This window comes from Streptomonospora salina (assembly GCF_014204715.1).
Taxonomy (GTDB): Bacteria; Actinomycetota; Actinomycetes; order Streptosporangiales; family Streptosporangiaceae; genus Streptomonospora; species Streptomonospora salina.
Window position 1 is genome coordinate 4,334,778 of record NZ_JACHLY010000001.1, and the last position, 24,910, is coordinate 4,359,687.

Here is a 24,910-nt window from a genome sequence, read left to right on the forward strand (position 1 = left end):
AACCTCCTCAAGGCATGGAAGAGGACCCGCGCGGCGGGTCGGTTGGTAGTGCGGGATCTATGTGGAGCGGTCGGGCGGCCGATCGGGCGTCTCGTCGTCCGGATTCTTGAGGTCGTCAAGCCAGCGCTGCGCTTCGGCGGTCCCGGCGTCTTCACGCTCGGGCGCCTCGGGCGCCTCGGGCGCAGCTCCGCGCTGATCGAGCCAGGTCCGCAGCTTCTTGAGGAGCTGGACTCCGGCGAGGTAGATGACCGCAGCCAGCAGCGCGATCAGCTCGCGGCGCAGGTCATCCACGAACGGCCTCCTGGGCTTCGCGATGGCGGGTCTCGCGGAGGTAAGCGGCGGTGGCCAGAGGGATCTGCGTGACGAACAGCAGCAGGAACCCGGCCTGTCCCCAGATGTCGAGCGGCGAGTGGTAGGCGACATAGAGGACGCCGACGACGACCGAGTACACGCCGACACCCAGGATCGTGCGAATCGGGGGCGGCCAGCCGAGTAATGCTGCCGACGTGCACCCTCCGGCGAGCACGACCCCCACGGCGACGAGCCCGATCTGGACGGGCAGGGTGATGGCCGCGCCGAGCCCGGATCCGGCGAAGATGAAAGCGATGGCCAGGCTGTAGAGCGCATGGCCGATCAGGCGTATTGAGGCGGGTTCCATCGAGGGACCTCCAGACAGTGACGCCCCCGGACCGGTGCCGGGGGTCAGGTGGTGGCGACGCGTCGGACGGTGCCGCTGGCGTCGCGGTAGCGGAGTTGGGAGCCGACGATCCACAGGTTGCAGACCGAATCGGCGGGCGGGTCCTCGCCGAGCACCGGGACTGCGAACGTGCGGCGCTCCAAGGCGGCGACGCGCCGCTCCAGGGCACGTTCGTTGGTAATCGCGCGATGCTGCGGGGACAGGTTGGAGCGCGGCACCGTCAGCCTCCGGGCGGTTGGTCGTCGGCGAGGTCGAGCGTGAGCGTGGCCTTGGCGACCTCTTCGCGCGTGGTGTCGTGGATGGTGCGCTCGGTGACGCGCACTCCCGAGCGGTCCACGTCGAGCCAGTCGTCGCGCAATACCAGACGGCACCGGTCGCCCACGCCGTAGGAGTCCAGCGGCGGCGAGTCCGCGGTGACGTCGATCTGCACCGTGGTCGGTGAGACGGCCGAGGCCAGCCGCTCGGCGCGCGCGTGCTCGGCCAGCGTGGCGCGCTTGGCGACGCCGGAGAACGTCTCGGCCTTCTCCCGCAGCAGGACATGCCCCTCGGCCAGACCGGGGGCGGCATCCACGGCCATCAGCGCATCCGGCGGAGGCGGATCGTCGGCGAGCGCCCACATGCGGGTGATGCGCTCGGCGGCGCTGTCGTCCCAGTCGTAGGCCAGGATGTTCCCGCCGCTGGGAGCGGCCTCGAACCGCAGTGGCACCGCCGATCGGCGCCGTTCGGGAAACCACAACTCCAGCACCCATTCGGGAGCGCCCGCGTCATAGCGGGCGGAGACGTCCCAGTCGAACCCGTTCTCGCGCTCGGCCATGGTTCCGATGGCCTCGGCGACTTCGGTGAACTTCTGGGCCTCCACGGTCAGGTCCCGGCGCACCCCTGAGGTCTGTGAACCGACGCGGACAGGCGGGCACCCTGGCTCGCTCGCGGCGAATGCGATCAGGTCTTGAACGATGCGGAATTGGTCGGCGTCGCTCCACCTCCAGGCCACATGTTCGGAACCGCTCATCTTGCGGATGAGGCGGCTCTTCAGCCATGCCTTCGCGTGGGCGGCGGTCAGCGTGATCGCGCGCTCTTTGGGTGACCAGGGGCGGGCGACGACGATGCCGTGCCAGGCGACTCGGTTGGCTTCATCGAGCACGTACAAACACGCGCGGTCGGGCAGAGTCGCGTCCGCGATGGCGTCGCGGTTGTCCGGCGTGATGGCGATGGAACCGGTCAGACTGCCCGGTTCGGTCAGCGCCTGGGACCACTGGGCACCGGAGAGCGGAAGCCCGTCGCCGTACATCGGCCGGCCGGTGAGGACATCGTGGACGCGGTAGCGCCACATCAGTCCAGCCACCAGAACACGCCGTCGAAGCCGATCCACACCGGTTGGTAGTCATGCGACCAGCGGTAGGCGCGGATGGTGCCATCGGCCTGGATCTCACCGCGCAGGCCGTGACCGCCCCGGTTCGGGTCGCCCTCGTGCCCGTAGTAGATAGAACCGGCCAAGAAGCCATAGGTGATCCGCTGCGGCGCCAGTTCGGGCGGCATCCGCGCGAGCACGCTGCCGGAGAGTTGGGCGTCGGTGAACTGGGCACCGTTGGTGCGCCCCATTTGGCCGGACAGCCAGACTCGGCCGTCGCGCACCCGGTAGGAGGGCGGCCGCCCGTTGTAGGTCTCATAGCCTGGCTCCAGGCTGAAGAGCTTCCATCCGCCGTCGTGCGGCAGGAGCGCACGCTCGATGTTGGCCGGAGCGATAGTTGCGTCGCCGGGGTCGACGCGCACGTTGGCCACACGCGTCCACGCCCCGGGCTCCGTCATGGCGCTGATCTCGGCGTCGGAGGGCGCGACGGGGGTCGTGGAGGCTACGCCTTCCACGATCAGCCATGTCGGCCCCTGCGTTTCGACCTCGCCGTACTGAGCGTCGGCCACCGACAGCACCAGCGCGTCTACGCGCGGCTGAGCGGCCGGGGCCGGCCAGGACTGCACCTCCGGCTCTGCCGACCACACGAAATAGGAGCCCTGGAGCGTAGCGGCGTTGCCATCCAGCACCGCTATACCGGGGCCGATCTCCACCGCGATCCCGATCTCCTGCTGCACGGGGGCGACGGGAAACTGCCAGCCGACACCGATCCCGCCGTCACCGGGCAGCACAGCCGCGACCAGGTTGCGCACGTCTTCGATGGTGGTCGTGTACTGGTTGGTGCCGAGCGCGGCGACACTGAGCGCCATCACAGACTCCTCATCACAGGTAGGCGTCGTAGAAGCTGGCCGTCCACGCGGCCTCGGGGTGATAGGCCGGAGCCAGGAACCGCACCGGGTTGCGCCCCGGTTGCAGCGGCCACCACGACCCGTTCGCCAGGGCGGCGATGGGTGCGCCGTTGATGTCGGCGGTGCGCGCGGCATGGTCGATGCGCAACCGCTGGCCGTGGCCGAGCCCGGTGGAGAAGCTGAGGAAGTCGCCGGTGGCCTCGTTGACGATGCGCCACCCCTCGCTGAGCGGCCCGTTAAGCACCGAGACCGGGTACGTCGGGGCGGTGCCGGAGTTGGTCAGCGTCATGCGCCCGGTGCCGCGCCCGGAGTCGGTGAAGGTCAGTGGGAACTCCAGCGGGAAGGTGGTGCCGAGCTCGCCCGGTGCTTGGGCGTCGGTGGCCTTCCGGCGCAGGTTCAACCCGTACTTGAGCGGGTCGGGCAGGATCAGCGGCACAGCGAAGGTGAAGTGCGTCGGCCCCAACGGGGCGGTCTCGATCGCCCCGGCCGTGCGCGCGCTGATCCGTTTGGGCGTGGACTCCTCCACGACGATGGGCAGCTCGCGCGCGTAGCCGTCGAAGGCTCGGTAGAGGCGGTTGCGCGCGTCCTCGGCGGTGTCGAAGGAGCCGGTGAGCGCATAGCCGTGGACGGTGATCTCGCGGGGCGACTTGGGAAACCGCGCGGCGGCCACCGACCGGTCCGAGAGCCCGAGCGGGGTGACGACGGCTTCGGTCGGCGGGGTCGCGTGCCAGCCGTCGATGTCGGAGAGCAGCCACGCGACCCCGGACTCATCAGCAGCGGGGTCGGTGGACAGCACGAGCGCGGCCTCGTCCTCGCCGACGCGCAGGGAGATGATCAGCGGCTGCGGTGTGGGTTCGGCCATCGGCAGCACCGACAGTGCACGAGCCGTATGGGGGGAGAAGTGCATCAGCGGGCTCCCACGGGTGCGGCGGGCGGAACGATCGCCGCGTTGCGCAGCAGCGTCGTGCGGCGCTGGATCGCGGCGGCGATGGCGTGCGGATCGGCGTCGGTGCGCGCGTGCACGGTGATCGGCTGAGCCGGGGCCGACTGCGTCTGAGCGGCGCGTTCGGGCAGGTTGCCCGCATTGGCGATGCGGCGGCCCAGTTCGTCCAGTCCTCGGCCGAGCGGAATGACCGCTTCGGGGCCGGCCTCACCGACGAGCGCGTGAAGCGGCCGGGTGACGATGCCACCGTCGCCGAGCGCGGTGTTGTAGGACGGGCGTCCCCACTTCTGCATGGAGCGGGAGTTGGAGCGTTCGCGCACATGCGCCCCGGTGTAAGGGGCCTCGATGATTCGGTCCCCGCCCTTCTCGGTCGCCATTAGGACGTGACCGGGATGCGGGAATCCGAGGTCGCCGGGGCGCGGCGAGCCGACCCGCTTGGTCCAGCCCATCTGCGCCTGCGAGACGCGCGGCACGCCCGAGAGCCCGGCGTTGACGAGTGCGTACTGCATCAGTGACGAGCAGTCGAAGCCCTTGATGCCGCTTCCTTGGGCGAATCCGAAGCTCGGACCGGCCGGGCCTCCACCGCCCCAGGAGTAGGGGACGCCGATCTGGGAGCGGGCGAGCTTGATCGCCTTGCGCGCGATCGGTCCGCCGCCGAGGCGCCCGTCCGCATTGCCGAACCAGTCCAGGAGCTTGTCCACGAGATTGGCGGGGATGGTGGCGATCATCCGTCCCCACTCGGTGTCCCCGAGGACGCGCTTCGCGCCTTCGACCATGGGGTCCAGAACCGTCTTGGCGGAGGCGCGGATGCCATCGGTCCACAGATCCTTCGCCTGTCCGAGGAATCCGCTGACACTGCTGGAGATGGAGCCGACGACACCGCCGTCCGCGAAGGCCGGGAGCCGGCCGCGACGCGCCATCAGGTTGATGTCGCTGATGGCGTCGGCGCCGAGCCATCGGGTCGCCTCGGGCCGCAGCACCGCCTCACCGGGCGAGAGCATCGCCATCACAGAGTCGTGGCCGGGGTTGTAGCCGGGGATGATGCCGCCCGTGGCGAACTTCGGCGCGGCCGGAAGCTTGTCGAGGCCCACCTTGCCCGCGACGGAGTCCCACATCTTCTTGATGCCGTCGGTGTAGACGACGTCCACGACCCACTTCACCGGCTGCTTCGTGGCGGACTTGATGCCCTTCCAGTGGCGCTTCAGCGCCGCGACGCCGGACTTGAAGGAGTCGGCCACCCGCGAGACGCCCGCCTTCAGGGCGGAGAAGGCGGGCGAGACCCAGTTGTCCCAGACGTCGGAGACCACCGAGCCGACACCGCGCATCGCCGGGCCGATGACCTTGCGCCACAACCAGGTGAAGACCGGTGCGACGACGTTCTTCAAGTAGCGGACGTAGAGCCCGAAGATCGGGCGACCCACGTTCTTCCACAGCCAGGTGATGACGGCGCCGATCGCGCGGAGCGCCGGTTGGACGATCTTGGCGTTGAGCCAACTGAAGACCGGCCCGACCTGGGTACGCACGAAACGCCCGATCCAGGCGAAGAAGGGCGACAGCACGGTGTCCCACAGCCACAGCCCGACGGCGGCGATCGCGCGGAACGCGGCCTGGACGAGGTTGCGGAACCAGGTGAAGCGTTTGTAGGCGAGCACGACCGCTGCGATCACGGCGCCGATCGCCACGACGATCAGTCCCAGCGGGTTCGCCGACATCGCCGCGTTCAGCGCCCACTGCGCAACCGCCCACACTCGGCTCGCGATCGCGGCGGTGCGCTGGGCGATGGCGGTCGCGACGGTGGCGACGCGGGTGCGCACTGCTGCCGCAGCGGCGGCGGTCTGTGCGGCCGCGAGTCGCGTCCATGCGGCCGTCGTGGACAGGGCGGCGGTTCCGGCTCGGCGCACTGCTCCGGCCGCCGCGACCGCTCCGGAGCGCAGGCGGGCGAGTCCGGTTTGCGCGGCGCTGCTCAGTGTGGAAGCGCCGGTGCGCGTCGCCGCCGAGGCGCGTTGCCATCCGGAGGTCAGCGCGCCACCGAGTGAGGACGCGGCGCGTCGCGTGAGGCTGGTTGTGGCGGCGAGCCCGGACCGGGCGGCGCGGCTGACGGCCGCAGCGCCGGAGCGGGTAGCCGACGCCGCACCGTTCCACCCGGAGCGCAGGATTCCGCCGAGCGTCCCCGCCCGACCGCTGAATGCCGACTGGGCGACGGCGGCGCTGCGGAAGCCTTGCCCCATCCGCGCCAAAGCGCCGACTGTGCCGGAGGCTCCCTTGGCCACCAGTCCGATGCTTTTGGACGCCAGCGTTGCGGCCGGAGCCAGCGACCGCACGCGCCCCAGCAGCGGCCCTAGCACGACCATCCACGCCAGCGAGGAGGTGACGACGCTTTGCACCGGAGCGGGCAGCGCGGAGAACCCGGTCGCCACGGTCCCGACGACCCCGGCGATATCGGGAAGGATGGCCAGTAGATCGCTGGAGATCTGCGTGAGCAGCCCGAAGACACGGCCGATCTGCTCTTGGCCTTGGGCCGACTGCGCCCACGTGGCCCACTGTCCGGTCAGCGACTCGATCGTGTCGAGAAGCGTCTGCCCATCGGAGGATGCGGCGCCGAAGATTCCGCCGAGTAGACGGCCGAGATTGGCACCGATGCTGCCCAGTTGCCCCAGTAGCGACAGTGAGCCGTTGAGGGCGGCGCTCATCTGTGCGGCGCCTTGTTCGCTGGAGAGGAACGCGGCGGCCGAAGTGAGCGCACCGCCTGTCCATTCGCCCAGCCGCTCCACCAGCGGCAGCCCGAGCTTGACGAGTTCGGCGACCGTGGTCGTCAGCGGGGTGACCGCGCCCTCGAAGCTGGTCGCGGCATCGGCGGTGCCGGAGAAGATGTCGGCCGTCTGCTGGCGGAACAGCGGCGTGCTCGCCGCTTCGCCCGCTTCCACCGCGAGGTCGTTGATGCTGTCGGCGACCTCGGTCATGCCGCGTTGCAGGGTCGGCATGCCGTTGTCGGCCAGGGCTGAGACCTGCTCGTCCAGTCCGGCGAAGAGCCCGTCTTGGACCGCTTTCTGGACCGGCGCAAACTGCTCGGCCACGCCTTGCCAGCTCCGCACGAACGTGCGCGCATTCGGACTGAGTTCTTCGAGCGCGGTGTTCAGCGCTGCGGCGTCGCCCTCGGCGACGGCCGTCATCGCATCGCCCATCCCGCGCAGACCGACCGCCACGGTGCTGATGGCAGCCCCGGCGATACCGGCAGCGGCCGGAAGCGCCAGCAGCGCGCCCGAGGCCGGGGCGAGCGCACCGGCGACGGCCGCGCCGCTCGCACCCAGCGAGCTGACCAGGATGCGGTCGGCCGAGCGCGCGATGCCGCGCAGACTGGCGGTGATCGCCCGATCGGCGCCCCGCCCGAACCGGCTGCCGAACCGCGCCCCCGACTTCTCGGCGGTCTCCTCCGCCCCGGAGAGGGCGGGGGCGAGCTTGCGCACCACCTCGCGGCCGAACCCGCTCAGGTCCGGCCGGACGGTGAGGAACGCGGCGCCGATGCCCTCAGCCACCGTCGCCTCCCCACGCGGCGGCGATCACCCGGCGGACCTCGTCGGGGTCGTTGGCGCGGCGACGCGGGTGGGAGTCGCGCGGCCGGGGCACCGTGAGCTGATCGGGCAGGGCCGATCGGCGGACGCCGTTGGCCTCCAGGTGCGACCGGTACAGCGCGTGCAGAACCTCGGCGATGATGGCCAGCAGTTCAATGGAGACCGGCCACGCACCGTCAGAGGTGTTGGTGTTGGCGTCGGGCGGGAGCCCGCGGATCAGGGCAGCGGCCTCGTCGATGTCGGCACAGTCGCTCAGCTTCGCGTGGTAGAAGCGCCGGAAGTCCGCTTCGACCGAGCGCTGGACTTCCGGGTCGTCGAGGACGCCCGCGACGAGGCTGAGGTTTTTCCCGCCTCACCGCCGTAGACCGCTTCCACGGCATCGCGGAGCCAGTCGATGGAGATGTCGACGCCGGCGAGCTCCAGCAGCTCTTCCCAGCGATCACCGAACAGGCACTTCAGCGCCTTGATGATCTCCTCTTGCTGGAGGTAGGCCGGAAACGCCAGGGGCAGCTTCGCGGGCATGGCGAACTCGACACCTTTGACGGTGATGCCGGTTTCGGCGTCGGTGGAGGCGAGGTTCTTGGCGATCGCGTCGCCGTCGATCCAGGGCATGACAGTGCCTTCCTGACAGGTGCGTCAGGGGCGCGGCCGGACGGTGCCGCACCCCTGGAGGTTCGGGGTGCGGCTCAGGCGGCCTTGCTGCGCTTTCCGGAAGACTCGGTAGCGGCCAGAGTGGCGGGTTCGCCGGGCGGGGCGAAGCGGGCGTCAGCGGAGTCGAACTGCCACGGAGGCATGCCGACCTGTCCCAGGACGGCGACGGTCACGCCCAGCAGAGCGGCCTCGTCCTTCTTGATGGTCAGGTCCTCGTTCTCGCTGAGCGTGGAGCGCGGGAACCAGAGCTGACCGGTGAAATCGCCGTCCAACCAGCGCATGAGCACCGCGTACTCGGCCTCGTGGCCGGGCTCGGGCGGGGTGTAGGTGAACCCGGCCGTGGCGTCGCCCGACCAGGTGCCGCCGCCGAAAGCGAACCGCACTGAGTCGCGGCTCCAGGTCGCCAGGGCAAAGGCCATGGTGTTCTCGACCTCGGTGGTCAGGCGCCGCGCCGGATAGAAGGACTGCCAGACCGGGATGTTGGTGGTGTCTCGGCTGTTGCCGAAGGTCACCCCGTCCTCGGAGACCAAGCCGAGCTTGGTCAGGTCGGCGGGGACTTCGGCGGTGACTTGGGGCTTGGCGGTACCGACGGGACCGAACCAGATGTCTCCGTTGGCGCCGACGATCGGCTGATCGCTGGCCATGACGGTGGCTCCCTAGAAGAACGGGTGCCGCCGAGCGGTCGCCGTCAGGGGTGGGCGGTGACGGTCGCCTGGATGCGCGCCCGATGCAGAACGGGCGTGAAGTCGGCGTCCAGCTCGGTGGCAAGAGACGTGACGGACGAAGCGGTCACGACGCCACCGGGACGCCTGCCGGGAAGGCGCTCAACGAGCGCTTCGACGCAGCACCGGGCCACGTCGTACACCTGGAGCTGACGAGTCGCCCAGGCATCGATCTGGAAGTCGGCGCGGTCCAGCCACACCAGACCGGGAATGCGGGTGTCGAGGTCGCCGCCCCAGCGCACGACCCGGATCAGTGGGAAGGTCTTGTCCTTGGGCAAGACCGTGTAGACGCGATCGCCCACGAGCCCCGCCAATGCGGCGTCGGCGCGTAGCGCGTCGGTGAGCAGCCGCAGCGCGTCCAGCGTCGCCATGGCTACTCGCCCTCCAGGCGCAGCCCCGCCGAACGGGCGGCGCGGCTGATGGGGCGCAGTGGAGGCGTATTGATGGAGCCGAACTCCCACAGATGCGCCAGCGACCACGACGAACCGACGTGGACGCAGGCGGTGTCGCCCTCCACGCGCGGCCGGGTCTGGGTGATGCGCTTGGTGAACGGCTTGGTGCGCTGATCGCCGGGCGGGTTCTTCTTCGCCTCCAGGGCGACGCGCCGCGCGGCCAGCTCCAGTTCGGGGCCGATGAATTCCACGTCGCGGGCGAGCCGGCCGATGGCCGACTGGTCCATGCGGATGCGCGCCATCAGCTCGCCTCCTCGATCGCGGCCTCGATGTGGGTCGGCGCCCCGGTGACGGGGTCCAGCGGGGCGAACGGTGCGGCGGTGACGGTGAAGGCGCGACCGCCCCACTCGATGCGGTCGCCGCGCTCCAGGCGCAGCGATGCCGGGGCGATCAGGCGCCAGCGGTGTTCGCCGATGTTGGTTTCGGCGTCGGCGCGGGCTTCCTCGGCCGACAGGTACACATCCGCCTGGGCCTCGACCCACGAGAAGGTCTCGTTGCCGTAGGCGTCGCGGCCGTCGCTCGTTTGGTGGCGCACCATCACCCGGTGCGGGGTCATCAGCGGCATCACGGCGCCTCACCTCCGGCATCCAGCGCGGAGGCGGGCGGGTCGTCGCCCTGATAGGCGCGGCGCGACGGAGTGCGCACCGAGTAGGCCGGAGCCTTGCCGTAGGCTGCGCGGATCGCGTCGATGTCGGCCGGTGCGAGCACCGGTCCCGCGTTGCCACCAGCGGCAGCCGGACCGGCCGTGAACGACACCGCACCCGCCGAGTAGGACTTGAGCCCGCTCGGGTTGTAGACGCAGCGCGCCACAGCAGCGGCGAGCGTCGCGTGCGCCCCCGGCCGGAGATCGGCGGCGTCGAGGGCGCGCACATGCGGACTCGCCTGCGCGATCGCGTCGCCGATCCACGCCTGTACCTGTGCTTCCTGAGCGGTGGTGAAGGTGCGGCCGGTGCGCGTGGCGATGTCGTTCGCGGTCAGCTCCGGCATCGCTACGCGGCCTTCTTCGTGCGCGCGGTCGCGGCGGGCTCGGCAGGCAGCGCCAGCTTCATCCCGAGATGGAGCGGGTTGGCGGTATCGCCCGAGTGGTTGATCAGCGCCGAGCCGATCAGCGTGTCGAAGCTGAGCAGATTGGTCTTCTTGGTGATGTCGTAGCCGCGCGTCGCCCGGACGGCGAAGCCCTCGAACGCCTGGCTGGAGCCGTCCACCTCGCCCACGGGCAGCGCCGGAGCGCGCACGGCCAGCGAACACGCCTCGGGGTGGAAGGCGAACGCGGTACTCGGTTCAGGCAAGGCGTTGCACTCGTAGATGTCGAAGCCCATCAGCCGACCGAGCGAGGCTTCGCGCAGCGTCTGTCCACCGTTGCCGGAGGCGTCGGCGCGACGCACGATGTCGGTGTCCAGCAGCAGCTTCGCGGCCTCGGGCGAGCACACCAGCGCGCGGCGGGTCAGCGGCGCCTTCAGCTTGTTGAGCCGCATGCGCGCGGCACTGATGGTGGACACCGGATCAGCGGTGTCCCAGGTCGGACCGGCCGGAAGCCCGTTCAGCGTGGCGGCGACGCGCTCTTCGACGCCGTCGGCGATAGCGGTCATCGCCGGCGTGATGACCTGAGTGGTCATGTCGCGCAGATCCAGCGTCAGTTCCTCGGCGGTCAGCGACACCGACACGTCGAGGAACTTGTCCAGGGTCAGCTTGACGCCGGACTCGCGGATGTCCTGGAGCTCCACGCCGTTGGCGCGGACGAACTCCTTAGCCACGAACGAGGGCGGGCGGCGGATGGTGATGGTGTCGCCGGAGCCGCCGCCGAACTCGCGTTCGGCGTCGCGGTAGACCAGCGAGCCCAGGATGGTTCGGTTGCGCAGCGCCGAGAGAGCGGCGCGCGCGACCACTTCGGGGTTGAGGAACTGGTGTGCCATGGGGTGCGGCACCTCTCGACTTCAGGGTCAGCGGATGAATCCGCGCGCACCTGGCGTCGCGATGAAGTGCCGCACCTGGCGGCTCGAACGAGGATAGATCCGATCACCGGATGTCTCAACTCCGGATGACCTACTGCGAGCCGAACAGCTCCTTGTCCATGTCGGACACGGACAGGTTGCCGTAGTCGCTACCGGGAGCGCCGGTGACGCCGATCCCCGCATCAGCCGGAGACGGAACCGGGGCGGCCTCGATGAGGTAAGGCTTCTTGTCGGCGACCGTACGCAGCACCGAGCGGATCGACTCGCGATCCACCGCGCCGTCCTCGCCGGCCTCGACGTCGGCCAGATCGACCAGGCGCACCGCGTCCTCGGGGTCGCGGAACTTCAGCTCGGCGGCCAGCGCGCGGGCTTCAGCCTGAACCAGCAGACCCCGATACTTCTCCGCCGTCGCCTTTTCGGTCTCGGCCTTGGCAGCGGTCACGGCGCGCTCGTTCTCGGTCGCGTTGGCCTGCTCCAGCTCATCGGCTTTGGCGGCCTTCGGCTCCAGCTCCCGCACCTGCGTGCGGTACCTCGCGTTCTCGCGGCGCAGCTTCTCCACGTAGTCGCGGGAGAACTCGCCGCCTTCGCTGGGCTCGGTGGACTCGCCGGTCGAGGCGCCGCTGTCGCTGGCGGGCGGAGTCGCGGGCTCGGCCGGGGGCGCGGCTGCGGTGGACTCAGACATCGGTGGTCTCCGTTTCTAGACGTCGGCGGCTTCGGTGAGCCAGCCGTGGCGCGCGAGTTCTTCGCGCAGGACGGTCGGGTTATGGGCGTAGCGGGCGCGAATCCAGCGCAGGGACCGACCCTTGCCTTCCTCGTTGGCGTTGATTTCACCGGGCTCGATCCCGAGCCGTTTGGCGGTGGCCTTGTCGGCGCGGCTGATGCGGCGCGGCGGAGCGTGGCGCCCCTGCACGACCGGCGAGACAGACGCGCCGTTCTCGATGGCCTCGGCGCCCTCGGGGCCGAAGACCTCGCGACGCTCGGCCGGATTCAGCGACGTGGCGAGCGCATCGGGGGTGTGGTCGCTGGGCGTTCCGCCGATCACGCCCCATCCGGGTACGTGGTAGGTCGGCACGTGCACGCAGCCCGAGCACGCGGGATGGCGCTCGAAGCCGTCGCTGTAGCGGTAGAACCTCCCGGCCAGGACTAGGCATTTGTCGCAGGCCGGAAGGGTGACCAGGCGCTCATAGCCGGTGATCCGGTCGTCCAGGCTGACGCCGGTGTTGAGGACTTCGCGGGCGGCGTCGGCGACCTCGGTCCGCACCGTCGTCTCCAGGGTGGAGCGCGCCCGCTGCCATGCCTGGTCGGGCGCCATCCCGCCCCAGATCAGCGAACGCGCCTGGACCTGAGCGGTCCTCAGCACGTCGGTAAGCGGCTTGCCGGTCTGGGAGCGGCCGACCACAGCCGCCTCCACGTCCACCACGGGCGCGTCGCTGTCGGGGACGCCGCAGGCGTCGGCGTGCGCCTGGAGATAGGCCAAAGCCATGAGCGCCGCATCGCGCTGAGCCTCGGCCACCGCCGAGTGAGCCTGGTCGTTGATGGCCTCCCACTGAGCCCGGATGGAGGCGAACGGGTTGATCTGCTCCCACAGCAGCAGCACCAGAGCAGCCGCCTGAGCCGCGACGGAGACCTGCGAAGCGGCGTAGCGCTGGGACAGCGCCACCGTCGCCAGACCGACACGGCGCCGCTCTTCGGCACGCATCAGGCAGCCTCGCCCACGGGCTCCGTCTCGCCATCGGGAAGCCGGGCACCGGTCAGCGCCCCGGACGTCTGGGCTGCGACCGCGCGCTGCGTCCCCTCGGTCTGCATGCGCTTCCACCGCGCGATAGTCGCCGGGGACGCCCCGTAGCGCTCCCAGACGGCTTCCTGCGGCATGGAGATCGGCGGCGTGCCGAGCTTCACGAGCGCGTCAACGAGCTGGCCTTCGGTGCGGGTCTCGGGATCGGCCCACACCGGTTCGCACGGGGTCTGGACGTCACCGCCGGCCAGGGACACGAGATCGAGGACGCGGCTCCAGGCTTCGCCGAGAACGAGCTGCTTGGCGCGCACCTTGGACACGAGACCGGCCTCGGCCGCCTTGATGGCGTCCCCACTCAGGTTGACCATCTGCCCGAGGAGATAGTGCGGGGGAACCTGGCTGATGGCGGCGAGCTGACGCACGAGCGAGTCCAGCACCGCGACGTAGTTGTTCAGGTTGGACTCGGTGAACTCGCCGAACTTGGTGTCGGGCCGCTCGGCGACCCACAGCCGGTCAACCGCCGAGTTGAACGGTTCGACCGGGTTGCCGTCGTCGTCTTCCGGGATCGCCATGCCGGTGACCCACCGCTGCCGGTAGGCGCTGTAGGTCATGGCGAGCTGCATGTTCAGGTTGGTGGCGTTGATGCGCTCCTGGATCGGCAGCAGCGGCGCGAGTTCGCTCTGAGGCTGGCCGAGCAGATCGGGGTCGTTGGCGAACTCCACGAACGGCACGCGCCGCATCGGGTTGGGGATCGCGTCGCGCCGACGCCAGTCCCCGAACCCTCGGTCGCGGACGTAGCGCTGAATGCGTGCCCAGTCGTAGAGGTAAGCGTGCTCAACTTGCCCGTCAGCCCACTTCTTGACCGCCCACACCGGAGTGAAGTCGGCCGGTTCGCGCTCGACGTGGACGCGCAGCGGCGACTCCCCGCGGATGACCGGCGTCGCCGGTTTCTGCGGGTTGGGCCAGACGGAGACGTAGGCGCGCCCCGATTTCAGCGACTCGGTGTAGAGCTGGGCTTGGACGGCGGCCATCCGGTTGGCCTCCAGGATGCGCCACGCCTCCAGGTCCCCGGCCTGGTCGCCCCGTCCGCGCAGCCCGTCCAGGCGCATCCGCTCGACGATGGCGTCCACCACCAGCCGCAGCCACGCACTCGTCGCCGACTCGGCGAGCTTCTTGTACTCGCTGCGGGCGTTGCGTGGAAGGTACGGAGTGTCGTGGTCGCCCCGGTAGTAGCGGTGAAGCAGCTCCAGGTCGGACCGCCCGTGCTCTAGGGCAGAGACCCCTTGCAGTAAGCGCGGATCGACATCGGGCATGGTGAAACCGCCCCCTGACGGTCGGTGGGTGGATGGATCAGAACCCGACGACGCGGCCGGGGCGGTGCTCCTGGCGTGCGCGGGTACGCCACGCGGCGACCGCCATCGCGGCCGTCAGAACGCCGTCGATGCGCTTGTTCGCGCCGCCGCGCCTCGGCTTGACGGGCTTGATCAGCTCCGGGTCGTCGGTGCCGCGTTTGACCTCCACGGCGTCGAAGCAGTGCCGCGAGACCGGATTGGCGTGGTGGTCGAACGCCCGGGTCTTGAGCACCGCCATGAGTTCGCGCATGCCGGGGGAGAGCCCCGTGAAGGTCTGCGGCACCGGAACCAGCTCGGTGGAAGGGCCGAGACGGCGGCCCAACTCCTGAACGGCCGGTTCGCCGCTCCAGGGGTCGTAGTCGATCTCGGCGAGCGTGACCCGCTGGGCATCGGCCGCGATGTCGTCATAGACCCGCTGGTAGTCGATGACATCGCCTTCGGTGATGGTCAGCCAGCCGTCGCGCACCCACGACTCGGCCGCCCCGCCCGTACTCGTCACCAGAGCGGGAAGCGCAGCTTCGGGCAGCCAGTAGCGCCACAGGACTTCGGCGCCCCCGTCCGGCCGGGGCACGATCACACACCACGCGGTCAGGTCGAGCTTGGCCGAAAGGTCGAGCCCGCCGTAGGCCAGAGGCCGGCCGACCGGAAGACGCCACTCTGGGCTCGGCCACGGCTCCCCGGCCGCGCAGTCGTAGAGGTCCATCGGCACCCAACGGGAGACTTGCGAGACCCACTGGTTCAGCCGGAACTGTCTGAAGACGTTCTCGCGTGCGGGGTCCTCGCGGGCTTCGGACGCCTCCTCGCGAAGGGTCTCGATGCTGAGGAAGTCACCGAGAGCCGGGTTGGCGAGCTTCCAGACCTCTTCGTCCCACGGGTCGGCATCGGGTGGTGCCTCGGCGAGGTAGGCGAACCGGTGCGGCGCGCGGTTGGGGTTCTCCAGGACGCGCTTGGCTTCCAGGTACTCCTGATAGCAGAAGCTGTCGCGGTCGTTTCCGGCGGTGGTGATGGCGACCATCAGCGGTTGCGTGCGGGTTCCGGCGCCGGTGCGCAGCGCGTTCCACAGGTCGCCGTTGGGGGCGGTCAGCAGTTCGTCATAGACCGCGCCGTGCGGGTTGTGACCGAGGTTGCCCCCGGCGTCGGCCGGGATCGCCTCGTAGTACGAGCCGGTCTGCTCGTCCACGATGCGCTTGACGTGGTCCTTGACGACGAGGCGGCGCGAGAGCACCGGCGAGAGCTTGACCATGCGCGCGGCGACGTCGAAGACCTTGCGCGCCTGGTCCTTGTCCACGGCCGCGCCGTAGATCTCGGCGCCTTCCTCCCCGTCGGCGCAGAGCAGGTAGAGGCAGATTCCGGCCGCGATCTCGGACTTGCCGCACTTGCGCGCCATGGAAATGTAGGCGAGCCGGTAGCGGCGCACGTACTGCTCAGCCTGTTCGTCCCAGCGGACCGTGCCGAACAGCGGCCGAATGATGTCGTGCTCCTGCCACGGAGCGAGCCGGAACGCCTGGCGAGCCCAACGCGCTTTCGTGTGCACGAGCAGTTCAGAGAAGAACGCGACGACGTGATCGGCGCGCTGTTGGCAGTAGTGCTCCCCGCGCTTGGTGCAGGTGTCGCCGTCGAACGTCCGACCGCACACGGGAAACCGGGAGCGGGAGGCGCGCGCGGGCATGACGGCACCTCCCGTTGACGATCGGGCAGCGGGCGTCAGTGGGATCCGTTAGCGTCTGGAGCTATGTCCTCAGAGCTGGTTCAAGTGCTCACCGCGTTCATCGGAGTTGCGGGCACTCTGGCGGCGGCCATCGTCACCCAGGCCATCGCCCGTAGGAACGAACGTGATCGGCGGACTGCTGACGATCAGCGCCGGTGGAACGACCTGAGCTTCGAGCTAGCTCATTCACTGCTACAGGAGACCGACGCTCTAGCGGACAGGGCGCATACAGGCAAAGCTGGGTACTGGATTCGCTCTCGTAAACGTAGGGCTGCGCTCGCGCGCGCCGGGCATCTCCATATGGGAGACCTCCCGGACGAGGGAGTTGACGGCCTCATCACCGCTGGGGAGGTTGCCTGGTTCCGCTCATATGAGACGACCTTGTCGGACTACGCACATAAGTTCCAGGAGATCAACTCGAAGCTGTCGTTGATCGCGGATGTCGAAGTCAGTGAGGCGGCAGCTCGGATGCAGGTTGCCGCGTTAGAACTAGCCGATTGCTGCTGTCAATTCGAAAGCAGTCTCTACGACTCGCGACAGCGGGCACTGCATGAAGCTGAGGGTCAGTTCAGGTCGGTCGTGCGCTCGTACCTGCGTCGTGACATCGAGAAGGAGCCCGTCAATAACCGGCGCCTCGAAGGCATCCTGGACGAGATTAACCTGCGGCGGCTCTGATAGAGCCCGATCCTGTGTCTTGGTCTGGCCATCCGCAGAGTAACTAGTAGACGCGTCCATGAAGCCATGTAGGCTCCAGTGCGTGGGTAAACGAGGTCGTCGTAGAGCAGCGCAGCCGTCCTCAGATGGCTCCTGGCGCTGGACCGTGCCCGTGCTCACGGCTGCGGGAGCGATCACCGCAGCCTGTGCCGGGTTCAATGATTGGCCGAGCCCCTTCCAAGTCGCGATGGTCGCCTCAAGCGCTGCGTTCGCGGCGGCGGCAGTTGTTTTTTCGGACCCGCGCACCCCCCTCAATCGAAAAAAACGCCCCGCTCGCGTGGGGACGAACCGCACTGCCGAGTTTCCGTTGGCCAAGCACGCATATGAAACGGGGCGGTTGGCCGATGGGCAGTGGCGCATCCTCGCGGCTATCCATGACCTGGGCAAGGTGGGGGTCTGGTCTACGTAGACCAGACCGGCTACGCGAGTGTGCGCAGAACGCGCATGCTGGAGTCATCCCAGTAGCCGCGCCGCATGGTCCTCGGCGACCCGCTCAGTCGTGAGCTGGACGCGCGCGGCCGGGGTCAGGCCGAACTCGCGGGCGAAGGCGAGCATGGTCCGCGCGGCCTCGCGCTGGATGCGGACGGCCGGGTTCGTGCGTAGCGCACCGTCGCGGTCCTTGATCAGCGGTCCGGCCTTCTGCACCATCGCAGAAGCCTGAGCGTGCAGTCGCACGGCTTCGACGTAGGCGTGAAGCTGGTGGGCGTCGGTGCGGTGGATGAGCCCCATCGCGTCCAGTTCGGCGACGACGTGTTCCCAGATCGCCCGGCCGGCCTCGTCCAGTTCGGCTGGGACCTCTGGAAGGCCGGGGGAAGGCTGAGGCTCGTCCTCGTTGATGCGGTAGGGGCGCTCTCCGTGCAGGACCCGGAGATTGGTCGGTTTGGGCGGCGGTCCGCGACGGCCCATCATGCGCCCCCTCTGCGTTAGCCCTTCTGCGCGGTGCGTGCGTTGCGGCGCTCAGCGGCGGCGATCGCCTTGTTCTGCTCTTCCTCGGCGGAGCCGCAGGCGTTCATCCGTTCGCGGTAGTAGGCCACGACCGAGATCCGCTCGGCGCCGCAGCATCTGAGCATCTGATCGTTCTTCGCGCCGTGCGGGCATGTCATCGCCGTGTTGGCGTGCCACTGGTGGGCGTCCATGAGGAGTAGATCGCCCTCGTCCATGTCGGCGGCGACGCGGTACTCGGGGAACACCAGACGGCCGCCGGAGTAGTCGCCTCGGCGTAGTACCGCGAGGGTGGAGAACCCTTCGGCCAGATCCCCGGCGTCCTTGTGTCCGCCGGTCGGGTAGGAGTTGTTGACGGTGACCGTGGAGAACACGGTCCCCGGCACGATCCAGTCGGGATGGGTCGCCGCGACCCGTTCGGCCTGGGCCTCGTAGCGGTCGGGTACGTGCTCGGCCAGGGCCGTACTCATCGACTCCAGCAGTGGCGCGAGCTGGCGGAAGCGCGGAAGGTGCTCCCCGGTCCAGGCGGTCAGCCGACAGTAGCGCTGCTGCCCGGAGGGGTCCATGGACCCGACGATCGCCGAGGACACGTTGCGCGCTCGGGTCCGCGTCTGGCCGGGGATCTTCACGCGCCGCGTGCCGGAGGCGAGTCCGCGGTTGTCGGTGCGCTGCGAGCGCAGACCGTGCAGCACGTCGTAGATGTCGGGATGCTTCTCCAGCACCGGCCGCAGGTGGCCGGGCAGGTATATGCACAGCGGCCGTCCATCAGGCATCAGCACCCGTGCGGGTTGGGTCAGCAGAAGCCCGTAGGACTCGTCAGTAGGCAACCGCCCCTCGTGTGCCTGAACGGTGGTGGGATGCGCGCGGTTGCGTAGGCGAAGTTCGATCATGCCGCGCCCTTCTCCACATCGGATGTGACTTCCAGCCGCTTGCAGACCAGTTCGACGGCGACGGCCGGTAGCTCGTCGGCGCGCACGAACGTCGAGACCGAGTCGCGGGCGATGAACCACGGGAAGGCAACGTCATCGACCATCACCTGCGCTTCGTCGCCGGCGCGGACGACGCGGATCACATCCGGGAGCCGACCGGCCCCGTCGGCGGGGTCGCGCCACTCCAGCCGCGTCGCGCCGTCGTGTCCGTGGACGGCAAACGCCGTGTCGATGTCGGGCCAGAAGACGGTCGAGGCATACTCGCTCATCCAGCGCACCGCAACGGTTCCATCCGAGAACCGCACGCCTTCGGCGACGGCGCCGGTGCCGCTGACGCCGGTCTCATCGGCCTCGCGCACGAGCAGGAAGCGGCGGCTTCCTCGGGTCATGTCAGAGCCTCCAGTTCGGGGACGCGGGCGGCCAGACGCGCACCGATCTCTTGCGGCGCGTCGGTGCAGGCGTCGGTGATGACCGGCCATCCGCGCGCCTCGGCGAGCGCGGCCAGGCGCCGCGCCTTCGTCGTACGGCCGCGAACCCACGACGGTTCATGGGCGGAGCCGCGGGCTCGGCGTCGTTGAGCAGCGACCTCGGCGGGCGGTCGGCACCACACGAGGGTCGGGGCGAACCCGACCGCCTCGGCGGCGCCGAGGAACCCGGCCGTGGCGAGCCGATCGCCCTCGGCCAGAACCAGCGGGACGGGCGAGCTGGGCAGCCAGGAGCGCGCGGACGGTTCCACCGAGAGTGCGAGCGCATCGGTTCCAGGGAAGCGCGCTCGACGCCGGCCGAGCTCGACCGCGACCACTTCGCGTGAGCGAACGAGCAGATCGTGAGCGAACGGGGCGCGGCGGCCGATGCGATCGCAGCGCGCGGTGAGCGCGGCCATCGTGGTCGACTTGCCTGCTCCCGGTTCACCGATCAGGTAGACGAGCCGGGTCACGCCGCGTCTCGCAGATGCAGATGCGCGCGCATCGCCTCGGGCTCGGCGGCGCGCAGAGCGGCGAGCACGATCTCTCCCGAGGACGCCTCGGCGTCGGCGGCTTCGCGCAGTTCGCTGATGCGCTCGACCGCTGCGGCGTGCTCATCCAGGGGCAGCACCACGACGAGATCGCGCAGTCCCGACGCCGAGCCGGTGTTCGCGCCGAGGTTGGCGGTGCGCTCGTGCTCCTCCTCCTCGCTCTCGGCGTAGTCGGGATGGATCGGCGCGGGCTCGGAGGTCGGCACTTCACCGACGCGCACGGCCAGATCTTCCAGGTCGTCTACCGAGTAGGCGGTTCCGGCCAGTGCCGAGGCGTCGGCGCCCACGTCATCGAGGAGCGCGAGCAGAGCCTTCTCGTCGTAGGTGGCCAGATCGTTGGTCTTGTTGTCGGCGAGCAGGATCTTGCGTGCGCGGTCGTCGTCCACGTCGATCCACAGGACGGGCACCTTCTTCTCGCCCTGGGTCTTCGCCGCTTTCCAGCGGTGGTTGCCCGCGAGGATGCGGCCGGTGGACTTCTGTGCGATCACCGCGCCGTAGAACCCGTTGTGCTCGATCGACTCGGCGATCGCCCCGGTGTCGCCGCGACGCGGGTTGTCGGGGTGCGGTTCGAGCTTGCCGATCGGCACGAGTTCGTACTTCTGGTCCGCGATCATGCGGCTGACCCCCTTGAACAGCAGGGGCGACGCCCCAACTTTTCGGACGAAACCGTGGCGCGTGTGCCCGGCCCTGGCCGCCGGGCTTCTGTTGGATGCGGCCGGGGGTGGTTCCCCGCCCCCGGCGAGTGGCCAGGGCGGAGCGCGGCGGAGCCCAGCAGGCGAGCAGACGCCTCGGTGGTCACGCGCGGTGATGGATGGTCGGGTGTGGTGCGGCCGGTCCGGCAGGCGCGCCTACAGCGGGAGCGACCTGGGCGACCCTGCACCGTTTTATAACGGCTTGGTAAAACATGCTGGTCAATTGGACGCGCGGGCGATCTCCGGTGGCCTGGGGAGGTGTCACGTTGTCGCCGATGGGCGGTCCGTTGGATGTGGCGACCATCACCCATAGCATTTATGCGTACGCAAAAACGGCAACAGCCCAGGGAGGCACCACATGGCCGCCAACACCGGCAAGACCACCGCCCCGACCCGCACGCGCAAGGCGGCTCCGGCCAAGACCGCCAACCAGAAGGGCAACGTGAACACCACGCAGCAGACCCCCGCCCCGAAGCCGGAGCCCGCCACCGAGCAGACTCCGGCCGTCAAGCAGGACGCCAAGCAGAGCGCCAACATCCCCGGTCTTCCCGACGTCACCAAGGAGCAGGTCGACGCCGCCGCCGAGGCCACTACTCCGGCTCAGCCCAGCAAGGGCGACGCGGCCAGCAAGAGCAAGGAGGCGGCCCCCAAGAAGACGGAGGGAGCGACCGCCCCGGCCGCCGAGACCAAGCCCAAGGCGGCGCGCGCGGCCAAACCGACCACCTACATCCGCAAGGACCGCACGCGCCGCGCCACGGGTAGCCGCGTCCAGGTGCTGGAGCTGACCGCCCCCGACGCCCCGGTCGAATCCATCAAGCCCAAGACCGAGGACGGCAAGGTGTACAACTTCGCCGCCTACTGCGTGACCCACGAGAAGACGGCGTTCCACGAGACCTACGGCGCCGCGTACAAGGACTCCAAGGTCAGCAACGAGTGGTGCGACAAGTGCAAGATCGTCAACGCTGACGCCGCCACCAAGGGCAAGTAACCCAATCGGGCGGGGGGCGGTTCGTGCCGCCCCCCGCCTCCGATTCATCCCATCACCAGATGACAGGAGGAAAGTCGTGGTCTTGTTCTCTGACCGTGGCTACGCGCTGCGCACCGGCTACGCGCTCGCGCACGACCACCTGATCCGCTGCCTGCGACGCAGCGTCGCGGGCGACCCCGACGAGGCGCTGTTGGAGCAGTTCGCCCGGATGTTCGTCGCCTACGTCAACGACAACCACCTGGACGAATCCTTCACCTGGGTTCCCCGCTACGCGGTGATCATCGGCCCCTCCGACCGCGCCGACGACCCCGCTCTGGAACAGGTCGAGCACGCCATCAACACCGCGTTCACGACCTTCTGCTCCCTCATGCCCGGAAGCGCTCACTAGCGCTTCCGCCGATCGGCGCCGCCCCGTTCAACGGGGGGCGGGGCGATTCCACCGACCACAGAAAGGCAGGACATGAACCACGAGGAAACGCTGCGCGACCTCCTCCCCGCAGGGTGGGACGTGACCGCGCTCGGAGATCTGGTCTGCCCGTGCGGCGACCTGATCGAACCGGACGGCGGATGCCCCGAAGGGTGCGTCTCCCCGCTGCGCGAAGCGGGGTGGATCTGATGGCCGCTGATTCCCGACGCCGGCTCGCTGAGATCGTGCGGCGAATCCGGCGCCGCTTCACCGAGCCGCGCCGCACCGAACCGGCGCCGAACGTCCACACCAGCGCGCGGTCGTGGTCGTGGAGCGACTTCGGCCCCAGCAGCGCCGATATCGACTGGTCGGCCTGGAAGCTCCCGTCCCCGCCCGTCATCGGCCCGTGCGGCTGCTCCTGCAAGCGCGGAGCACCGTGCTCGGGATGCGGTCACGCCCGATGCGGCCGAGCCTCCTACAGAAAGGCAGCCTGATGCACGAACAGCTTCCCCGCGTCATCCGCGACGCCACGGCCCTGCACGATCCGGACGACCGCGGAGTTCTGACGATCTACCGCTCGTCCATGTTCAGCATCAATACGCGGAACCTCAGATTCGCGGACTTCACCACGCTGGATGGCCGCTGGTCTCAGGTGCATCGCCAGCTTCGCGGCAGCGGCTACTACGTGATCGGTTCGCACGGCATCGCCGGTGAGACCGGCTTCCACGAGTCCATCGAAGCCGCCGTGCTCAACGCCCTGAACTACCACTACCCGCCGTGCTCCGACGAGGACGCGGCCCCCGAACGCATCGACGCCGACCCCCGTGAAGGGGACCGGCGCCGATGACGACCGCCCCGGCCGGACACCGACTACCAATCCGCTCCGGCCGGGGCGCCGCTCCAACCCGAATCGCTTCAGGAAGGAAGCACCTCTCAATGTACGACACACCCCATCCGCTCGCGCGGATGACCGAGACGCAGAGCGAGCGGCGCGGACACGCGTTCCTGCCGCCCGACGAGGAGCTGATCGACATCCCCGGCCTGTTCGACCAGGAGGAGACGCCCGACTGGCTGGTGATGATCCACCTGCACTACTTCGGCTTCGGAATCGACTGGTGGGTGGCCGAACTCGGGCAGCGCAAGGACGCCCCCGGCCGCTGGGACGCATTCGGCTATCGGCGCATTGAGAACGACAGCGCCCCCGTGCTCACCCGCTTCAGCCTCAACGACATCGAGTGGCTGAGCGTCCCGATCGGGCCGCACCCCTCGGATCCCATCCTCCATCTGCATCACCTCGCGGGGGTCCGCTCCGTGGTGGAGCGGGATCTGCACTGGTCGCCCGCAGCCGCCTTCGAGTGCATTCCCGGAATGGCCGACAAGCAGAACGGAGCCACCCGTGCCTGAACTGAGTAACCCGCTTCTGCGCCTGCCCGAACTCCCGGCGCGCGACGTCGGCGACGGCTACGACTGGATGGACGAGCTGAGCGACGGATGGCGCTTCGTTCCGGCATGGGGGCTTCACGGCTGGGATCTGGGCGACTGGCCCTATGTCATCGCCTGCGTCTACAGCGACCCGGCCGAACCCCTCTACGGAATGGCCACCTACACCGAGGGCGACATCGAGGTCCGCGCGTTCGACACCGCTCACGACCGCAACGCCGCGCTCGATGAGATCGCCGCCTGGCACTGGCGACACGGCATGCCCGTCGGCCCGGACGACCTTCCACCCGAAGGCGAGCCGCTGCTGCCACACCATCGGCGCCCCTTCTCGTGGGGCCGCTGGGAACGCGAGCGCGGGCAGTCGCAGGGAGGTGTCCGATGACCGAGCTGATCGCCACCTGCGTCGTCTGCGACGAGCTGATCACCGCGATCGAATGGAAGAACGGCGGGGAGGTCTCATGGGAGCTGATTCACCGCTCCGATGCCGACCACGATCCCGTACCCGCTCCCGGTTCCTTTGCCGAAGCCGTCAAGCGCTGCGACTTCTGCTCCGCGCTCAACCCGCCGTGGCGCTTTGTCACGCGAGGGGCGTTCGAGATGCTTACCGTCACCGACGAGGCGTCCTTCGTCCACAAGGACGACAGCGCTTGGGCAGCCTGCGCGCCGTGCAAGCGGCTCGTGGTCAAACGCGCCAAAGACCGGCTTGCCCATCGGGCGATGCTCGACCTCCGCAAGGCGCGTCCGGGGCTCGGAGAGGAGTTCTACCGGCTCGCGGAGCAGCAGATCCGCGCTGCGCACGAAGGGTTCTTCGAGTGCCACCCCGGCGCTCCCGAGAGGCTGGAGAGCTGATGACAGTCTCACTCGACCGGGTGCGCATCAACGAGGCGGGGAACTCGGCGACGTTCACGCTCGTCCTCTCGGACGGTGCATGCGGTGAGATCACTCTGCCACTGAGCCATGCCGAGAGCGCCGCCCGTGCCGTCCTGAACGGCGGCGAGCTGGTCTTCCGGCTTGACGAGGCCAGTGCCGTGATGATGGCCGTATCCCTGCGACGCTGGCAGCAGAACGCCGCAGAACACTAACCGCCCCAACCCTGCCCCGGCCGCGCCCATGGTGCGGTCGGGGCGTTGCTGTGTTGGTCACCTAAGCTGCGCCGTTGCGGCGCTCGGCCCACCAGCCGCCCGGCTGGTCGCGCGCGGTGCGCGCGCTGTGGTGGTCGTGACACAACGGCCGAAGGTTGGCCTCGTCGTAGCCGCGCGGACCGTTCGGACCCCGGCCGTCGATGTGGTCCACCTCGGTCGCCGCCCGACCGCACCCCGGCCGCACACACCAGGGATGGCGCCGCAAGTACGACGCCGCAAAACCGCGCCAGCGGCTCGTATAGCCGCGTTGGGTAGGCGTGCCCCGTGCGGCGTCGGCGCGCGCCAGGCAGGCTTTACAGCGCCCGCCCGAGGTGCGGTTGCCGCAACCGGGCGTTGTGCAGTACGGCCACTGCCGGTAGGGCATCGCGACCACCGCCCTGCACAGCACAAGGCGCCCCCGGCCGCTCGGCCGCGAGGCGCCCCAGAAACAGAAACGGCCGGAGGTACAGAACCTCCAGCCTGGATTCAGGATAGTTGCACAGTCACCGGGTTGCGCGCAACGGGGCGGTCCCCGCGTCGCGGTCGCGCTGACAGCGAAGCACGTCGGCCTCAAGGTACAGATACGCCCGCCCCTGGCGAGCACGCGACCTCAGATACCCGCGACG

General features: G+C 69.4%; 32 protein-coding genes. 9 read left to right on the forward strand and 23 right to left on the reverse strand.

Features of this window, described 5'->3' with window-relative positions:
- Nucleotides 1–57 precede the first annotated feature (57 nt).
- The 18 genes from HNR25_RS19570 to HNR25_RS19655 form a co-directional block, all read right to left on the reverse strand.
- Nucleotides 58–291 (reverse strand): hypothetical protein, encoded by a 234-nt coding sequence (locus tag HNR25_RS19570; protein WP_184637484.1) that lies wholly within the window; start codon nucleotides 289–291, stop codon nucleotides 58–60.
- Nucleotides 284–658: a hypothetical protein gene (locus HNR25_RS19575; RefSeq protein WP_184637486.1), complete on the reverse strand. Its 375-nt coding sequence runs from the start codon at nucleotides 656–658 to the stop codon at nucleotides 284–286. The genes HNR25_RS19570 and HNR25_RS19575 overlap by 8 nt, the downstream gene beginning before the upstream one ends.
- 44 nt (nucleotides 659–702) lie before the next feature.
- On the reverse strand, nucleotides 703–915 hold the full coding sequence (locus tag HNR25_RS19580) for a hypothetical protein (RefSeq protein WP_184637488.1): 213 nt from the start codon (nucleotides 913–915) through the stop codon (nucleotides 703–705).
- 2 nt (nucleotides 916–917) lie between these two features.
- Nucleotides 918–2,039, reverse strand: a complete 1,122-nt coding sequence (locus HNR25_RS19585; RefSeq protein ID WP_184637490.1) for a hypothetical protein — start codon at nucleotides 2,037–2,039, stop codon at nucleotides 918–920.
- Nucleotides 2,027–2,914 carry a hypothetical protein gene (locus tag HNR25_RS19590; RefSeq protein ID WP_184637492.1) on the reverse strand — a complete coding sequence of 296 codons (888 nt, stop codon included), beginning with the start codon at nucleotides 2,912–2,914 and terminating at the stop codon, nucleotides 2,027–2,029. The genes HNR25_RS19585 and HNR25_RS19590 overlap by 13 nt, the downstream gene beginning before the upstream one ends.
- Nucleotides 2,915–2,927: 13 nt before the next feature.
- On the reverse strand, nucleotides 2,928–3,860 hold the full coding sequence (locus tag HNR25_RS19595) for a phage distal tail protein (protein WP_184637494.1): 933 nt from the start codon (nucleotides 3,858–3,860) through the stop codon (nucleotides 2,928–2,930).
- Nucleotides 3,860–7,429 carry an NlpC/P60 family protein gene (locus HNR25_RS26920; RefSeq protein WP_184637496.1) on the reverse strand — a complete coding sequence of 1,190 codons (3,570 nt, stop codon included), beginning with the start codon at nucleotides 7,427–7,429 and terminating at the stop codon, nucleotides 3,860–3,862. Before HNR25_RS26920 ends, HNR25_RS19595 begins: the two co-directional genes overlap by 1 nt.
- A gap of 288 nt (nucleotides 7,430–7,717) precedes the next feature.
- The gene (locus HNR25_RS19605; protein ID WP_184637498.1) at nucleotides 7,718–8,077 is read right to left on the reverse strand and encodes a hypothetical protein; all 360 of its coding nucleotides are present in this window, start codon (nucleotides 8,075–8,077) and stop codon (nucleotides 7,718–7,720) included.
- Between the two features lie 74 nt (nucleotides 8,078–8,151).
- Complete coding sequence (locus HNR25_RS19610) at nucleotides 8,152–8,760, reverse strand: phage tail tube protein (protein ID WP_184637500.1); 609 nt, start codon at nucleotides 8,758–8,760, stop codon at nucleotides 8,152–8,154.
- A 44-nt stretch (nucleotides 8,761–8,804) separates the two neighbouring features.
- Entirely contained in the window at nucleotides 8,805–9,209 is a 405-nt protein-coding gene (gene gp17 / locus HNR25_RS19615) for a tail completion protein gp17 (RefSeq protein WP_184637502.1), read from the reverse strand.
- A 2-nt stretch (nucleotides 9,210–9,211) separates the two neighbouring features.
- Nucleotides 9,212–9,532: a hypothetical protein gene (locus tag HNR25_RS19620; RefSeq protein ID WP_184637504.1), complete on the reverse strand. Its 321-nt coding sequence runs from the start codon at nucleotides 9,530–9,532 to the stop codon at nucleotides 9,212–9,214.
- Nucleotides 9,532–9,855 (reverse strand): head-tail adaptor protein, encoded by a 324-nt coding sequence (locus tag HNR25_RS19625; protein ID WP_184637506.1) that lies wholly within the window; start codon nucleotides 9,853–9,855, stop codon nucleotides 9,532–9,534. Before HNR25_RS19625 ends, HNR25_RS19620 begins: the two co-directional genes overlap by 1 nt.
- Nucleotides 9,855–10,277 (reverse strand): hypothetical protein, encoded by a 423-nt coding sequence (locus HNR25_RS19630; RefSeq protein WP_184637508.1) that lies wholly within the window; start codon nucleotides 10,275–10,277, stop codon nucleotides 9,855–9,857. The genes HNR25_RS19625 and HNR25_RS19630 overlap by 1 nt, the downstream gene beginning before the upstream one ends.
- Before the next feature lie 2 nt (nucleotides 10,278–10,279).
- On the reverse strand, nucleotides 10,280–11,203 hold the full coding sequence (locus tag HNR25_RS19635; protein ID WP_184637511.1) for a phage major capsid protein: 924 nt from the start codon (nucleotides 11,201–11,203) through the stop codon (nucleotides 10,280–10,282).
- A 130-nt stretch (nucleotides 11,204–11,333) separates the two neighbouring features.
- Nucleotides 11,334–11,924, reverse strand: a complete 591-nt coding sequence (locus HNR25_RS19640; RefSeq protein ID WP_184637513.1) for a hypothetical protein — start codon at nucleotides 11,922–11,924, stop codon at nucleotides 11,334–11,336.
- 15 nt (nucleotides 11,925–11,939) lie between these two features.
- Entirely contained in the window at nucleotides 11,940–12,941 is a 1,002-nt protein-coding gene (locus tag HNR25_RS19645; protein ID WP_184637515.1) for a hypothetical protein, read from the reverse strand.
- Nucleotides 12,941–14,290 (reverse strand): phage portal protein, encoded by a 1,350-nt coding sequence (locus HNR25_RS19650; RefSeq protein ID WP_184637517.1) that lies wholly within the window; start codon nucleotides 14,288–14,290, stop codon nucleotides 12,941–12,943. The genes HNR25_RS19645 and HNR25_RS19650 overlap by 1 nt, the downstream gene beginning before the upstream one ends.
- A 37-nt stretch (nucleotides 14,291–14,327) precedes the next feature.
- Nucleotides 14,328–15,998, reverse strand: coding sequence for a terminase large subunit (locus HNR25_RS19655; RefSeq protein ID WP_221457738.1), 1,671 nt, complete (start codon nucleotides 15,996–15,998; stop codon nucleotides 14,328–14,330).
- Nucleotides 15,999–16,061: 63 nt separating this feature from the next.
- Between HNR25_RS19655 and HNR25_RS19660 the strand changes: the two genes are divergently transcribed.
- Entirely contained in the window at nucleotides 16,062–16,712 is a 651-nt protein-coding gene (locus HNR25_RS19660) for a hypothetical protein (protein WP_184637519.1), read from the forward strand.
- Nucleotides 16,713–17,204: 492 nt separating this feature from the next.
- Here the strand turns inward: HNR25_RS19660 and HNR25_RS19665 are convergent, their stop codons facing one another.
- The 5 genes from HNR25_RS19665 to HNR25_RS19685 are packed head-to-tail and all read right to left on the reverse strand — an operon-like array spanning nucleotide 17,205 to nucleotide 20,251.
- A complete protein-coding gene (locus tag HNR25_RS19665) occupies nucleotides 17,205–17,660 on the reverse strand; it encodes a phage terminase small subunit P27 family (protein WP_184637521.1) in 456 nt (151 codons plus the stop codon).
- Nucleotides 17,661–17,674: 14 nt separating this feature from the next.
- A complete protein-coding gene (locus HNR25_RS19670) occupies nucleotides 17,675–18,583 on the reverse strand; it encodes a hypothetical protein (protein WP_184637524.1) in 909 nt (302 codons plus the stop codon).
- Complete coding sequence (locus tag HNR25_RS19675; RefSeq protein WP_184637526.1) at nucleotides 18,580–19,011, reverse strand: hypothetical protein; 432 nt, start codon at nucleotides 19,009–19,011, stop codon at nucleotides 18,580–18,582. Before HNR25_RS19675 ends, HNR25_RS19670 begins: the two co-directional genes overlap by 4 nt.
- On the reverse strand, nucleotides 19,008–19,559 hold the full coding sequence (locus HNR25_RS19680; RefSeq protein ID WP_184637528.1) for a P-loop-containing protein: 552 nt from the start codon (nucleotides 19,557–19,559) through the stop codon (nucleotides 19,008–19,010). The genes HNR25_RS19675 and HNR25_RS19680 overlap by 4 nt, the downstream gene beginning before the upstream one ends.
- Nucleotides 19,556–20,251: a ParB/RepB/Spo0J family partition protein gene (locus HNR25_RS19685; RefSeq protein WP_184637529.1), complete on the reverse strand. Its 696-nt coding sequence runs from the start codon at nucleotides 20,249–20,251 to the stop codon at nucleotides 19,556–19,558. The genes HNR25_RS19680 and HNR25_RS19685 overlap by 4 nt, the downstream gene beginning before the upstream one ends.
- Before the next feature lie 436 nt (nucleotides 20,252–20,687).
- On the opposite strand from HNR25_RS19685, the gene HNR25_RS19690 reads away from it, so the two are divergent.
- The 8 genes from HNR25_RS19690 (at nucleotide 20,688) to HNR25_RS19725 (ending at nucleotide 24,245) form a co-directional block, all read left to right on the forward strand.
- The gene (locus HNR25_RS19690) at nucleotides 20,688–21,317 is read left to right on the forward strand and encodes a hypothetical protein (RefSeq protein WP_184637531.1); all 630 of its coding nucleotides are present in this window, start codon (nucleotides 20,688–20,690) and stop codon (nucleotides 21,315–21,317) included.
- A gap of 82 nt (nucleotides 21,318–21,399) precedes the next feature.
- Entirely contained in the window at nucleotides 21,400–21,705 is a 306-nt protein-coding gene (locus tag HNR25_RS19695; protein WP_184637533.1) for a hypothetical protein, read from the forward strand.
- Nucleotides 21,706–21,777: 72 nt separating this feature from the next.
- Entirely contained in the window at nucleotides 21,778–21,933 is a 156-nt protein-coding gene (locus tag HNR25_RS19700) for a hypothetical protein (RefSeq protein WP_184637535.1), read from the forward strand.
- Between the two features lie 283 nt (nucleotides 21,934–22,216).
- The gene (locus HNR25_RS19705) at nucleotides 22,217–22,570 is read left to right on the forward strand and encodes a hypothetical protein (protein WP_184637537.1); all 354 of its coding nucleotides are present in this window, start codon (nucleotides 22,217–22,219) and stop codon (nucleotides 22,568–22,570) included.
- Nucleotides 22,571–22,659: 89 nt separating this feature from the next.
- On the forward strand, nucleotides 22,660–23,127 hold the full coding sequence (locus tag HNR25_RS19710) for a hypothetical protein (protein ID WP_184637540.1): 468 nt from the start codon (nucleotides 22,660–22,662) through the stop codon (nucleotides 23,125–23,127).
- Nucleotides 23,120–23,545: a hypothetical protein gene (locus HNR25_RS19715; RefSeq protein ID WP_184637542.1), complete on the forward strand. Its 426-nt coding sequence runs from the start codon at nucleotides 23,120–23,122 to the stop codon at nucleotides 23,543–23,545. Before HNR25_RS19710 ends, HNR25_RS19715 begins: the two co-directional genes overlap by 8 nt.
- The gene (locus HNR25_RS19720) at nucleotides 23,542–24,012 is read left to right on the forward strand and encodes a hypothetical protein (RefSeq protein WP_184637545.1); all 471 of its coding nucleotides are present in this window, start codon (nucleotides 23,542–23,544) and stop codon (nucleotides 24,010–24,012) included. The genes HNR25_RS19715 and HNR25_RS19720 overlap by 4 nt, the downstream gene beginning before the upstream one ends.
- Complete coding sequence (locus HNR25_RS19725; RefSeq protein WP_184637547.1) at nucleotides 24,012–24,245, forward strand: hypothetical protein; 234 nt, start codon at nucleotides 24,012–24,014, stop codon at nucleotides 24,243–24,245. Before HNR25_RS19720 ends, HNR25_RS19725 begins: the two co-directional genes overlap by 1 nt.
- Nucleotides 24,246–24,910: the final 665 nt, after the last annotated feature.

Bases quoted from the DNA above. Each gene is read 5' to 3' on its own strand.
- HNR25_RS19575 (WP_184637486.1), bottom strand. From the start codon at position 658: ATGGAACCCGCCTCAATACGCCTGATCGGCCATGCGCTCTACAGCCTG.
- HNR25_RS19590 (WP_184637492.1), bottom strand. From the start codon at position 2,914: ATGGCGCTCAGTGTCGCCGCGCTCGGCACCAACCAGTACACGACCACC.
- HNR25_RS19595 (WP_184637494.1), bottom strand. From the start codon at position 3,860: ATGCACTTCTCCCCCCATACGGCTCGTGCACTGTCGGTGCTGCCGATG.
- HNR25_RS19605 (WP_184637498.1), bottom strand. From the start codon at position 8,077: ATGCCCTGGATCGACGGCGACGCGATCGCCAAGAACCTCGCCTCCACC.
- HNR25_RS19610 (WP_184637500.1), bottom strand. From the start codon at position 8,760: ATGGCCAGCGATCAGCCGATCGTCGGCGCCAACGGAGACATCTGGTTC.
- gp17 (WP_184637502.1), bottom strand. From the start codon at position 9,209: ATGGCGACGCTGGACGCGCTGCGGCTGCTCACCGACGCGCTACGCGCC.
- HNR25_RS19620 (WP_184637504.1), bottom strand. From the start codon at position 9,532: ATGGCGCGCATCCGCATGGACCAGTCGGCCATCGGCCGGCTCGCCCGC.
- HNR25_RS19625 (WP_184637506.1), bottom strand. From the start codon at position 9,855: ATGCCGCTGATGACCCCGCACCGGGTGATGGTGCGCCACCAAACGAGC.
- HNR25_RS19630 (WP_184637508.1), bottom strand. From the start codon at position 10,277: ATGCCGGAGCTGACCGCGAACGACATCGCCACGCGCACCGGCCGCACC.
- HNR25_RS19635 (WP_184637511.1), bottom strand. From the start codon at position 11,203: ATGGCACACCAGTTCCTCAACCCCGAAGTGGTCGCGCGCGCCGCTCTC.
- HNR25_RS19640 (WP_184637513.1), bottom strand. From the start codon at position 11,924: ATGTCTGAGTCCACCGCAGCCGCGCCCCCGGCCGAGCCCGCGACTCCG.
- HNR25_RS19645 (WP_184637515.1), bottom strand. From the start codon at position 12,941: ATGCGTGCCGAAGAGCGGCGCCGTGTCGGTCTGGCGACGGTGGCGCTG.
- HNR25_RS19650 (WP_184637517.1), bottom strand. From the start codon at position 14,290: ATGCCCGATGTCGATCCGCGCTTACTGCAAGGGGTCTCTGCCCTAGAG.
- HNR25_RS19655 (WP_221457738.1), bottom strand. From the start codon at position 15,998: ATGCCCGCGCGCGCCTCCCGCTCCCGGTTTCCCGTGTGCGGTCGGACG.
- HNR25_RS19660 (WP_184637519.1), top strand. From the start codon at position 16,062: ATGTCCTCAGAGCTGGTTCAAGTGCTCACCGCGTTCATCGGAGTTGCG.
- HNR25_RS19665 (WP_184637521.1), bottom strand. From the start codon at position 17,660: ATGATGGGCCGTCGCGGACCGCCGCCCAAACCGACCAATCTCCGGGTC.
- HNR25_RS19670 (WP_184637524.1), bottom strand. From the start codon at position 18,583: ATGATCGAACTTCGCCTACGCAACCGCGCGCATCCCACCACCGTTCAG.
- HNR25_RS19675 (WP_184637526.1), bottom strand. From the start codon at position 19,011: ATGACCCGAGGAAGCCGCCGCTTCCTGCTCGTGCGCGAGGCCGATGAG.
- HNR25_RS19685 (WP_184637529.1), bottom strand. From the start codon at position 20,251: ATGATCGCGGACCAGAAGTACGAACTCGTGCCGATCGGCAAGCTCGAA.
- HNR25_RS19690 (WP_184637531.1), top strand. From the start codon at position 20,688: ATGGCCGCCAACACCGGCAAGACCACCGCCCCGACCCGCACGCGCAAG.
- HNR25_RS19700 (WP_184637535.1), top strand. From the start codon at position 21,778: ATGAACCACGAGGAAACGCTGCGCGACCTCCTCCCCGCAGGGTGGGAC.
- HNR25_RS19705 (WP_184637537.1), top strand. From the start codon at position 22,217: ATGCACGAACAGCTTCCCCGCGTCATCCGCGACGCCACGGCCCTGCAC.
- HNR25_RS19710 (WP_184637540.1), top strand. From the start codon at position 22,660: ATGTACGACACACCCCATCCGCTCGCGCGGATGACCGAGACGCAGAGC.
- HNR25_RS19720 (WP_184637545.1), top strand. From the start codon at position 23,542: ATGACCGAGCTGATCGCCACCTGCGTCGTCTGCGACGAGCTGATCACC.
- HNR25_RS19725 (WP_184637547.1), top strand. From the start codon at position 24,012: ATGACAGTCTCACTCGACCGGGTGCGCATCAACGAGGCGGGGAACTCG.